Source organism: Rhodovulum sp. BSW8 (genome assembly GCF_003314725.1).
Classification (GTDB): domain Bacteria; phylum Pseudomonadota; class Alphaproteobacteria; order Rhodobacterales; family Rhodobacteraceae; genus Rhodovulum; species Rhodovulum visakhapatnamense.
This window is the reverse complement of record NZ_QNVX01000076.1, coordinates 19,418-30,041: the sequence shown is the minus strand read 5'-3', so window position 1 is coordinate 30,041 and position 10,624 is coordinate 19,418. Positions and strand designations below refer to the sequence as shown.

Annotated in this window: 8 protein-coding genes and 1 pseudogene; 3 read left to right on the top strand and 6 right to left on the bottom strand. The window is 68.9% G+C overall.

Annotated elements, in window-relative coordinates; translation table 11 throughout:
* Positions 1-319: 319 nt before the first annotated feature.
* Entirely contained in the window at positions 320-2,488 is a 2,169-nt protein-coding gene (locus tag DSD19_RS21270; protein ID WP_113671024.1) for an esterase-like activity of phytase family protein, read from the bottom strand.
* 181 nt (positions 2,489-2,669) lie between these two features.
* On the opposite strand from DSD19_RS21270, the gene DSD19_RS21265 reads away from it, so the two are divergent.
* Together DSD19_RS21265 and draG are read left to right on the top strand one after the other, a co-directional pair.
* Positions 2,670-3,494: an NAD(+)--dinitrogen-reductase ADP-D-ribosyltransferase gene (locus tag DSD19_RS21265; RefSeq protein ID WP_113671023.1), complete on the top strand. Its 825-nt coding sequence runs from the start codon at positions 2,670-2,672 to the stop codon at positions 3,492-3,494.
* Entirely contained in the window at positions 3,487-4,371 is an 885-nt protein-coding gene (gene draG / locus DSD19_RS21260; protein WP_113671022.1) for an ADP-ribosyl-[dinitrogen reductase] hydrolase, read from the top strand. The genes DSD19_RS21265 and draG overlap by 8 nt, the downstream gene beginning before the upstream one ends.
* Positions 4,372-4,380: 9 nt before the next feature.
* On the opposite strand, the gene DSD19_RS22515 is transcribed toward draG, so the two are convergent.
* Entirely contained in the window at positions 4,381-5,553 is a 1,173-nt protein-coding gene (locus DSD19_RS22515; protein ID WP_243628210.1) for a cyclin-dependent kinase inhibitor 3 family protein, read from the bottom strand.
* 122 nt (positions 5,554-5,675) lie between these two features.
* On the bottom strand, positions 5,676-6,476 hold the full coding sequence (locus tag DSD19_RS21250; RefSeq protein ID WP_113671020.1) for a transglutaminase N-terminal domain-containing protein: 801 nt from the start codon (positions 6,474-6,476) through the stop codon (positions 5,676-5,678).
* A 179-nt stretch (positions 6,477-6,655) separates the two neighbouring features.
* Between DSD19_RS21250 and DSD19_RS22510 the strand changes: the two are divergent.
* Positions 6,656-6,924, top strand: a pseudogene (locus tag DSD19_RS22510) (hypothetical protein); the annotation flags it as partial.
* On the opposite strand, the gene DSD19_RS21240 reads toward DSD19_RS22510, so the two are convergent.
* From DSD19_RS21240 to DSD19_RS21230, 3 genes are all read right to left on the bottom strand, one after another.
* Positions 6,921-8,258: a TrkH family potassium uptake protein gene (locus tag DSD19_RS21240; protein ID WP_113671018.1), complete on the bottom strand. Its 1,338-nt coding sequence runs from the start codon at positions 8,256-8,258 to the stop codon at positions 6,921-6,923. The pseudogene DSD19_RS22510 and the gene DSD19_RS21240 sit on opposite strands and share 4 nt — an antisense overlap.
* A gap of 4 nt (positions 8,259-8,262) precedes the next feature.
* Complete coding sequence (locus tag DSD19_RS21235) at positions 8,263-8,931, bottom strand: TrkA family potassium uptake protein (protein ID WP_075784033.1); 669 nt, start codon at positions 8,929-8,931, stop codon at positions 8,263-8,265.
* A 93-nt stretch (positions 8,932-9,024) separates the two neighbouring features.
* Positions 9,025-10,584, bottom strand: coding sequence for an AMP-binding protein (locus DSD19_RS21230; RefSeq protein ID WP_113671017.1), 1,560 nt, complete (start codon positions 10,582-10,584; stop codon positions 9,025-9,027).
* Between the last annotated feature and the right edge of the window lie 40 nt (positions 10,585-10,624).

The following is a 10,624-nucleotide window of genomic DNA, read 5'->3' as shown; positions in this document are numbered from 1 at the left end:
GCCGCCCCGTCAGCGCCTCAGCGCCGCCGGTGAGGGGCTATCTACGGGTCCACGCCGATGCCCGCAAGCAGTTTTTTGAAGAAATCGCCGTCAGACCGCCAGAAATCTTGTAAGATACTGACGTTACACGTTTTTTAGTTATCCACACCCGAGGCTTCAGGCGTGTTTGCCCCGAATTTCGGCCCGCACACCGGGAATCGCGTGCATCGGGGCCGACTCGTCGGGGGCGATCCCCCGCATTTCGGCCGTCCGGGGCGGATGGGGCCGAATTTCGGGGGGCGGTGCCGCCCGAAGGCAGCACCGCCCGCTGCGCATCGCGTCAGGGCTTCACGGCAAAGAACATGGTCTCGCCCGAGTGGTCATCCACTCCGTCATTGTCGGTCGCGACCCACATCGTGCCATCCGCGTCGATCGCCAGCCCCTCGACCTTGTCGAGCACGTAGCCGCCCGTGGCCGTGAGATCGGGGATCAGGTCGCGCGCCAGCTCCTTGGTCACCACCGGCAGCGGACCGTCCAGCGGCGCGGGCTGCAGCTCGGACAGGGGCACGCGGGTGATCTTCTTGGTGACCGCCGCGCTGCCGATCTGGTTGTCCCGCTCGATGAGATAGACCCAGTCGCCATGGGCCACGATCTCGGACAGGCCGACCCAGCCGGTTTCGGGGGTGGCCAGCTCATAGCGGACCGCGCCCCAGGTCTTGGCCGCGGTATCATAGGCGACCAGCTTGACCTGATGCCTGGGATCGTCCGCCCATTCGCGCTGAACCGCCATCCAGAGCGTATCGCCCACCTTGGTCACGCCCTCGAAGCCAAAGCGGGTCTCGTTGGCCAACAGTTCGGGCGGCAGCGCCACCTCTTCCTTGATCTCGCCCTTGGCGTTCACGTGATACAGCGCATGCGGCACCAGCTTGGCGCTGTTGCCCTCCGAGGCCAGCCAGAACCCGCCCGCGCCGTCGAGGGTGATGCCCTCGAGGTCAAGCTTTTGCGCCGGCCGGCCCGCCCGGGTGACCCGGATCGCCTCGACGATGCGGGCGGGGGTCCGGGTGGTGTCGATCCGGAAGATCGTCGGCTGGTAGCCGTAGAAGCTGTCATTCACGGCATAAAGCGCACCGGGCTCGCCCGCGACGAGGCCCGAGATGGCCCCCCAGCCGGTCAGCTCGTCCATGCCGTCCGAGGTCAGCATCGGGTAGGCGGCGGGCGCCTCCTGATACTGGTAGATCATGACATGCGACCGCGCCGCGCCATCGGCGACAAGATCGGTCTCGTTGGCCGAGACCAGAAGGTTGCGCGACGGGATCGCCACGAAACCTTCCGGCCCGATGCCCGAGGGCAGCAGCTGTTTCAGGACCGGCGCGGCCGGGTCGGTCACGTCATAGACCGCCGCCACCGAGGCGCGCTCGGTGCCCACGACCAGCAGAGGCGCGTCGCCGAACCGGCCGAAGACGACGCTTTCGGGTTCGACGCCCTTCGCATCCGACCGCTTGTCCGGGTAATGGCCGATCTGGACGATGGCATGTTCCAACGAGGGGCCGCTTTCATAGACGACCTGCCCGTCCTTCGAAAAGACCGTCCAGCCGCGGCTGCCGCCTTCGTAGTCGCCCTCGTTCGCGGTGGCAAAGTGATCGTCGTCGATCCAGGTCACGCCGTCCGGTTCGCGCTTCCGGCCCTTCTGGCTTTCCGTGAAGATCAGCGCGGCACGCTCGTCGGTCGCGTCGATCCCCTCCAGATCGACCGTCCCGGCCGAAAACTGCGACAGCACCGTGCCGTCCCGCGCCACCACCGCGAGGTGGTTGTTTTCCTGCAGCGTCACGACCGTCTCGCCGGCGGCATTGATCGAGACGAATTCGGGTTCGGGATCCTCCGGTGCGATCCCGGCCAGCCCGGTCAGGTCGACCTTCTTCAGGCTGGCGCAATCCAGCGCGCCATCCTTCAGCCCGACCAGAACCAGCCAGCCCTCGGGCCTCTGCGGCAGGACCCCGTCATTCAGGTCCTCATCGCGCTCGTTCTCGATGGCCACGGCCAGAAAGCTGCCATCGCGGGCCTTGGCCACGCTGTCTGGCTGGCCGCCCAGATCGCAGGACCCGGTCTCGGTCCGGCTGGCGATGTCGATCGCGGCCAGCCGCCCCGAGGGGTTGGTGTAGCTTTCCGAGGTGTTGATGCCGACGAAGGCGGTCTGCCCCACCACCGCGACGCTGGTCGGCTCGCCGTCCAGAACCACATTGCCCAGCGGCTTCGGCGCCGCCGGATCGGCGATGTCGATCATCCCCAGCACGCCGAGCGGGCTGTCGGTATAGACCAGCGTCATGCCGTCGGCGGTCGCGTCGATGATCTCTGCCGAGCTTTCGCGGGACCGGTCCTCGCCCTCGGCCATGTTCTCGACCACCGGAAAGGACGCGATCCGGTTGAAATTCATCTCGGCCTTAACGTCGGCACCGACCGAACCCGCGGCGAGGGCAAGCATCGAACTCATCCCCCAAAGTCGCAACGTCATCGTAACTCTCCACGCAATCTGCTCAAGACCTCATGGCGCGGCTTTGTAACGTCGCAATGAAGGCGGCCGGGAAGCGGGGCGTCAGAGGGACCGACGCCCGCCCGGATGGCGCCAAATCGCCGCTTCGGCCGGGGCGCCTCGGGGCTTTCCCGCCGCCCGGCAAGGACGCATGATACCGGCGATGGACGACCAGCCCTCTCTTGCCCGGCGCGGCCCCCGCCATTCGACCAACCTCGTGGGTCGGTCCTCGGAATGGCTGGAAAGCTGTGCCTTCAACGACGCGCCCGCGCCGCTGCATATCTGGGGTGTGCAGGAGATGAACCAGGGGCTCTTCGGCATGCTCGACCAGGCCGCCGATCTGGCCGAGGCGGGCGAGGCCTTCCATGCCTACATGATGGCCATGTTCGGCATCGACGACGAACAGCGCGACGTGCCCTCGGCCGGGCGACAGCGGTTCCGGTCGTCCTTCCTGCGGCTGATCCAGGGCTGGAGCTTCGACAGCAACGGCCCTGCGGGTGCGGTGCTGAAAGGCTGGGTCGAAAGCCGGTTCGGGGTCTGCCCCTCGTTTCACCGCGAGATCATCGACGCGGTGCCCGGCCCCGCCTGGGATGTCTATATCGAAGAGAAGATGTCGAGCCAGTTCCACAACAACGCGATCTGGGTGCAGCTCGACCTGCTGTTCGAATTCAGCCAGTGGGCGATCCGCCGTTTCGCCTTTCCCGGCCAGAGCCATCTGACGCTTTATCGCGGCATCAACGATGTCGAACGCCACCTGATCGTCGAGCGCAGCGACCGGCGCGAGGCGGTGATCCGGCTGAACAACCTCGTCTCGTTTTCCTCCGACCGCGAGGTGGCCGACTGTTTCGGCGACCGGATCCTCACGGCCCGGGTGCCGCTGTGCAAGGTGCTGTTCTTCCCCGGCCTGCTGCCCTCGCACCTGCTGAGGGGCGAACGCGAATATCTGGCGGTCGGCGGCGAATTCCGGGTAAGCGTCGATTATGTGTGATGCGGCGCGCCCCGACCCGGCCGACCGTGCGCTGGCCGCCTATCTGGGCTTTGCCATCGGCGACGCGCTTGGCGCGACCGTGGAATTCATGACCCGGCGCGAGATTGCCGCCCAGTACGGCCAGCACCGCGAGATCGTCGGCGGCGGCTGGCTGCGCCTCGCGCCCGGACAGGTGACCGACGACACCCAGATGTCGCTGGCTCTGGGCGCCTCGCTCGTCCGCTGCGGCGGGCTCGATCTTCAGGATCTATGCGAAGCCTTCGCCGCCTGGCTGAAGACCGGCCCCGCCGATGTCGGCAATACCTGTCGGCGCGGCATCCACCGCTATCTGACCAAAGGCACGGTCGAGGGGCCGCTGTCCGAAGGCGATGCCGGGAATGGCGGCGCGATGCGGGTGCTGCCGGTCGCGCTGGCGACGCTGGGCGCGCCCGGCCGGGCCGAGGGCTGGACGCTGGCCCAGGCCCGCACCACCCATCACCACCCGCTGTCCGATGCCGCCTGCCTGAGCCTCGTGCGGATGGTTCACCGCCTGATCGGCGGCGAGGGCCATAAGGCGGTGCGGGACGAGGCCGACACCCTGATCGAGGCCCATCGCGACTTCCGGTTCGCCCCCTATCGCGGACAGTGTTCGGCCTATGTCGTCGACACGATGCAGACCGTGCTGCACCACTATCTGGCCGCCGACGGCTTCGAGGACTGCCTGGTCCGCACCGTCAACGAAGGCGGCGATGCCGACACAACCGCGGCGCTGGCGGGCATGCTGGCAGGCGCGACCTGGGGGACGGCGGCGATCCCCGCGCGCTGGCTGGACCGGCTGGACCCGGCCGTCGCCGAGGCCATCCGGGTGCAGGTGCCGGGCTTGCTGGCCCTGGCCTGAGCCCCGCCGTCACCCCGGACGCGCGGCCAGATCGGCCTTGCGGGCAATCATCTTCTCGGTCAGCCGCGCGCTGCCGCCCAGGCCCTCGATCGTGCCCCGGATCGCCTCGTCGGGCAGGCCGGTGACGAGGCCCACGGCCTCGGCCAGCGCCGCCGGGGCGATATCGCCGAAAAGCCGCACGGCATGGGGGTTGTCGGGATCGTCCCTCAGCCGGTCAAGCTCGGCCACCTCCGCGCCGAAGGCACGGCCCTTGGGGTCGCCGCAAGCGCGGAACTCCAGCGCGCCGCCGACATCGAGGGTCAGCACCTGCCCCCCCACGACGCCCTGGTTGTCGCCGTCGAAGCCTGCAGCATCCCAGTTCGCAGTCCAGGCATGCACCCCCAGCCAGCGCTGCGCAAACCGCCGCTCGTCCTCCGAGAACTGCGCGGCATGGGCTTTTTCCAGTGTCACGAACTCGGTTGCGACCTGGCAGGGATCGGCGGTCGGCCGGTAGATCAGCGTCGGCGCCCCCGCCAGCCGGTACAGCGCGGCCGCGATCCGTTCGTTGCGGGCATGGGCCGGACTTTCCAGTTCCTTGACATAGAACCGGCGCCCTTCGGCATCTCGATAGACCCCGCCCGGATTGCTGCCCAGCCGCCCGCCCGTCCGCTCAAGCGCCGCCAGATCCAGGACCCGGTCGTCCGCGGGCTCTGTGCGCCGCACCAGCGCCAGCTGCGCCGGGGTCTCGATGGCGCCGGGCCGCGCGTGGCGCGCGGCGCGGATCGCCTCCTGGGGCGCCATGCCAAGCTCGGCCAGCAGCCGCCCCGCGATCATCCCGGCCCGGCCGAGCCCGCCTTTGCAATGGACAAGCACATCGCCGCCCTGCCGCAGGATCGCGCGGATCTCGGGGCCGGTCGTCGCCCATTGGCGCTCGAAGAAATCGTCAGGCACCGAATAGTCGCGGATCGGCAGGTGCCGCCACAGCATCCCCCGCGCCCGCACGCTTGCGCCCAGATCCGGCACTTTCAGTGCAACGAGCTCGGCATTTTCGACCAGACTCAGGACCAGCCGCGCGCCCCAGCCCGCGATGGCGTCGAGATCGGCATCGAGATCGCGCGCCCAGGCGCCGGTGCTGGCCACCGGGTCGTGCTTGCCGGGACAGAAGGTGATGCCGATCCGCCCGAGCCCTGGCCCGGCCGACACCTCCGCGATCTGGAGAGGATGGGTCCTGCTTGTCCGTGCCCCGCGCATCGCCAACCTCCAGCCCCGCCCCGGCACCCGAGGATAGCCGGGCATCGGCCGATGGGCCAAGCGGCTGCGCTGCTTCAATCGGGCGCAGCATCGTCCGGCCCGGTCGCGATCCGCAGATCGACCTCCATCGCGGCCGTCACCGGCCCCGCGGTGAATCCGCCCTCGACCGGCATGGTCCCGGCCTGATCGGGCGCCACGGCCAGCGCGACATGGCCCGCGCCGACCGCGCGCCCATGGGTCGGGTCATAGCCGCACCAGCCCCGCCCCGGCACCAGCGCCTCGGGCCAGGCATGCATGTGGCGCGGGCCATCCGGATGCTCGCTTTCGGCCTGATAGCCGCTGACGAACCGCGCCGCGATCCCGCGGCTCGCGGCGGCGGCGATGAAAAGAACCGCCAGATCGCGACAGGCCCCCTGCCCGCGCGCCAGCGTCACCTCTGCAGGCCAGGCCGCCCCGTCGGGCCGGATCTGCCGCGCGATCCGGGCATGCAGAGCTTCGGTCAGCGCGCTCAGGAACCGGTCCGGCCCAGCGCCGGGCGGACCAAGCGCCGCCGCGAAGGCCGCGACCTCGGGGGCAACGGCGCAGAGGGGCGGCACAGGGCCGCCCTCCGGTGCCTCCAGCCAGGCCTGCGTCCTCAGCGTGAAGCGGCTTTCGAAGATCAGCGCCGGGGTCTCGCCCGCAAAGTCCAGCCGGGTGACGCGGTTGCCATGGGCATCGGTCTCGTCCCTGCGGGCCACCGGCAGCGGCGTGACCGCGAGGCTCTGACAAAGCTCCGCGACACGGCCGGGCCGGGGCGTCAGGCGCAGCAGATGCGGGCCAAGCCGGACCGGACCCGAGTAGCGATAGACCGTCCGATGCAGCACCTCGAAACGCATGTCCTCATGCTTGCGCAGGATCGCGCCCCGGTCAACCGCCCTTCCGGGGGGTCACGGCCGATGCGCTTTGACAGGATCTGCGAGGCAAACGGGATCGAGCGCCGGCGGACCAACCCCAACCATCCCGGGAGTTCGGAGGATCGGAAAACAGTCCGGGGGGACTGTTTTTCCCGGGCGGCGGACAGGTCGAACGGATGCACCGCGCGATCAGGGCGGGTGAAGCGGATCAGGCGAGGCGCCAGTGGCGCGCCTCCCCGCTGAACGTCAATCGGGACCATCACGACAGCCACAACCAGCTGCGGACGCACCTCGCGGACTTCATGCCAGCTTACAACTTCGCGCGCCGCCTCAAGACCATCGACGGGCTCACGCCCTGCGAATACATCTGCAAGAGCCGGACAGAGTCAGCTTCAACCCGATCCACGAGATGCCGGGACTGAACGCCTAGCCCAGATAGACCGTGCCCGCGGGGTAGGACACCCGCTTCGGGCTGCGCACTGCCAGCAGGAAGCCCAGGGTCAGCGGACCGACCCGTCCGAGGAACATCACCCCCATCAGCACCGCCCGGCCCGCCGTGTCGAGATCGCCGGTGATGCCCCGGCTCAGCCCGACCGTGCCGAAGGCCGACACGGTCTCGAAGGCCAGATCGAGGAATTCGCCCTCGTGAAACAGGATCAGCACGAAAAGCGCGATCAGGATCGTCAGGGTGCTGACCATCGACAGCGCCAGCACCTTCATGATCTGCTCGGCCCCCAGACGGCGCCCGAAGACGTCGATGGCGGTGTGGCGGCGGAAGAAGCTGACCGTGGCCAGCAGCAGCACGATGAAGGTCGTGACCTTGATGCCGCCGCCCGTAGAGGTCGAGCCCGCCCCGACGACCATCAGCGTCATGAACAGCAGCGTCGTCGCCTGCGTCAGCCCGCCGATATCGACGGTGTTGAACCCGGCGGTGCGGGTGGTCGCGGCCTGAAACCAACTGGCCCAGAGCTTGGTCGAGACCGCATCGAACTGTCCCAGCGTGGCCGGGTTGGTCCATTCCAGCACGGCGATGGTCGCGGTCGACCAGACCAGAAGCACCAGCGTGCCGACCAGCATCAGCTTGGTATGAACGGTGTAGCCGCGCCAGCCGGTGCGGCGCTGCATGTCGGCAACCACGGTGAAGCCGAGCCCGCCGAGGATCAGCAGGGCGGGCACGGTGACATTGACCACCGGATGCGCGACCCAGGCGGTGAGACTGTCGGGGTAAAGCGCGAAGCCTGCATTGTTGAAGGCCGAGACGGCATGGAACAGGCTTGACCACAGCCCCGCCTGCCAGCCGAATTCGGGCACGAAGACCACCGCCAGAAAGGCCGTGCCCGCCGCCTCGCAGACCAGCACGAAGCGCAGGATCGTCTTCGTCAGCCGGATCAGCCCGCTCATCGAGGTCTGGTTCAGGTCCTCGCGCAGGTAATGGCGATGGGTGATGCCGACCGGCAGGCCCAGCATGGTCAGGATCAGGACCGCGAAGGTCATGAGCCCCAGCCCGCCCAGCTGGATCAGCACCAGGATCACGGCCTGGCCGAACAGGGTGAATTCGGTGCCGGTATCGCGCACCGCAAGCCCGGTCACGGTCACCGCCGAGGTCGCGGTGAAGGCGACGTCTGACCAGGTCATCGCCACGGTCCGGGCCGCCGGCAGTTTCAGCAGCAGCGTGCCCGCCACGATCAGCGCCGCATAGGTCAGCATCAGCGCCAGCGGCGGCGGCAGAAAGCGGCCGCTGCGCAGCGCGGCGAGGCGTGCCATGAGCTCAGGCCTCGTCCAGCAGGTCGTCGCCGAAGCGGCGCAGATCGGCGCGGCGGCCCAGCACCAGAAGCTTGTCGCCAGCCTTCAGCCGCAGCTCGCCGCCTTCGCAGGACAGGAACTCGCCCTCGCGCATCGCGCCCAGCGCCCGCAGATCGTAGCCCGACAGCAGCTTGACATCGCCGACCGCGCGCCCCTCCAGCGGCTCGGGCACGGTCAGGTCGACGACGTGAAAGCCGTTGCCGAGACTCACGTAATCGCGCACCAGCGGGTTGTGCAGCATCTGCGCTATATGCTGGCCGACCTCCTGTTCGGGCAGCACGATCCGGTCGACGCCGATCTTCGACAGGATGCGGTGATGGGTCTTCGACAGCGCCTTGACCCAGATCGCCTTCACGCCCAGCATCTTGACGTTCATCGAACAGAGGATGTTGGCCTCGAGATCCTCGCCGATGGCCACCAGCGCCACGTCGTAATTTCCGACCCCGGCCTCGCGCAGCGCCAGCTCGTCGCGGCCGTCGGCGATCACCGCCTCGGACAGCACGTCGGCATAGCGGCCGACGATCTTGTCGTCGAGATCGACCCCCATGACCGGATTGCCGAATCGCGCCAGTTCGGTGGCGACAGTGCTGCCGAAGGTGCCAAGGCCGATCACGGCAAAGCTGCGTCTTTTCACTTGGAAACTGCCTGTCCTTCGGGATGTCCGGCCCCGACCCTAGCACGTCCGGGCGCCCCCGGGGCAAGCCCCCGCGCGGCCCCGCACTTCGGATCAGGCGGCATCGCGCAGAAGCCGCCGCAGGATCTTGCCCGAAGCCGATTTCGGCACCGCCTCGACGAAATGCACCTCTGCCAGCGCCTTGAAATGGGACAGATGCGCCAGAACATGGGCCTTCAGCGCCTCGGCATCCGCATCCGCCCCGGGCCGTCGCACCACATGGGCGACCGGCCGTTCGCCCGCCTCGGGGTCGGGTCGGCCGATCACCGCCGCGTCCAGCACATCGGGATGGGTCAGAAGCACCGCCTCAAGCTCGGCCGGGGCCACCGCAAAGCCCTTGACCTTGATCAGCTCCTTCAGCCGGTCATGCAACGTCACGAAGCCCTCGGCATCGATGCTGGCCAGATCGCCGGTCTTCAGCCAGCCGTCGGCGGTCAGGGTCGCGGCGGTGGCCTCGGGCGCGTTCAGATAGCCCTGCATCACCTGCGGACCGCGCAGCCAAAGCTCGCCCGGCTGGTCCGGTCCCAGATCGGCGCCGGTTTCGGGGTCGACGATCCGGAGTTCGGTATTGGGAAGCGCCACCCCCACCGCGCCGGGCTTGTCGCGGCCGGGGGACGACATGGTGCCGATGGGCGACAGCTCGGTCATGCCCCAGCCCTGCATCACCCGGCAACCAAGCCGCGCAGCCAGTTCGGCGCCCTGCGCGGCGCCCAGCGGGGCTGCGGCGCAGATCACCGTCTCGACCGCACCGAGGTCGAACTGATCGACCATCGGGTGGCGCGCCAGCGCCGTGGCGACCGGCGGCACGATGTACAGTTCGCGGGTCCGGCGCTCTGCGACCAGCCGCAGGAAAAGCTCCGGATCGAAGCGGGGCATCGTCACCAGACAGGCCCCGTGGCTCAGCACCATGTTCATCAGCACGGTCAGCCCGTAGATATGGAAGAAGGGCAGGAACCCCACCGTCCAGTCCCCCGGGCGCATGTCGCAGGCGGCAAGCCCCTGGTCGATATTGACCACGAGGTTGCGGTGGCTCAGCCGCACCCCCTTGGGCAGGCCCGTGGTGCCCGAGGAATAGGGCAGCACGGCGATGTCGCGAGCGACATCGAGCGGCACCTGCGCCGCCAGCCGCGGCCCCATCAGCGCCTCAAGCGGGACCGCGCCCCCATCGGGCGCCTCGGCGCCGATCACCGCGATCTCGGTCAGCCCGGCGGCCTCGGCCCCGGCGCGGGCGGTCGCAAGACAGCCCGGCACGGTCACCAGCAGGCAGGCCCCGCTATCCTTAAGCTGAAAGGCCAGTTCCTCGGCGGTATAGGTCGGGTTGACGGTTGTCACGGTCCCGCCCGCATAGGCCACGCCATGAAAGACGGTGACGAAATCGGGAATGTTCGGCGCCATCAGCGCCACCACCGCCCCCTTGCCGATCCCGCGCGCGGCCAGCCCGCCCGCCAGCCGCCGGATCCGGTCGATCAGCGCCCCGGCGGTCAGGCCCTGCCCTGACGGCCCGTCGACCAGCACCATCTCGTCGGGGCGCGGGGTCAGGCCCCGGAACAGCCTCTCGGTGACCGACAGGCCGGTCAGGGGCACAGGCGCGAACCTGCTGCTGCGAACGATCATCGTTTTCCTCCCGCAGGACGGGCGCGCGGACCGCGCTTCT

Bases quoted from the DNA above. Each gene is read 5' to 3' on its own strand.
- DSD19_RS21240 (WP_113671018.1), bottom strand. From the start codon at position 8,258: ATGGCACGCCTCGCCGCGCTGCGCAGCGGCCGCTTTCTGCCGCCGCCG.
- DSD19_RS21230 (WP_113671017.1), bottom strand. From the start codon at position 10,584: ATGATCGTTCGCAGCAGCAGGTTCGCGCCTGTGCCCCTGACCGGCCTG.
- draG (WP_113671022.1), top strand. From the start codon at position 3,487: ATGTGTGATGCGGCGCGCCCCGACCCGGCCGACCGTGCGCTGGCCGCC.
- DSD19_RS21250 (WP_113671020.1), bottom strand. From the start codon at position 6,476: ATGCGTTTCGAGGTGCTGCATCGGACGGTCTATCGCTACTCGGGTCCG.
- DSD19_RS21265 (WP_113671023.1), top strand. From the start codon at position 2,670: ATGGACGACCAGCCCTCTCTTGCCCGGCGCGGCCCCCGCCATTCGACC.
- DSD19_RS21270 (WP_113671024.1), bottom strand. From the start codon at position 2,488: ATGACGTTGCGACTTTGGGGGATGAGTTCGATGCTTGCCCTCGCCGCG.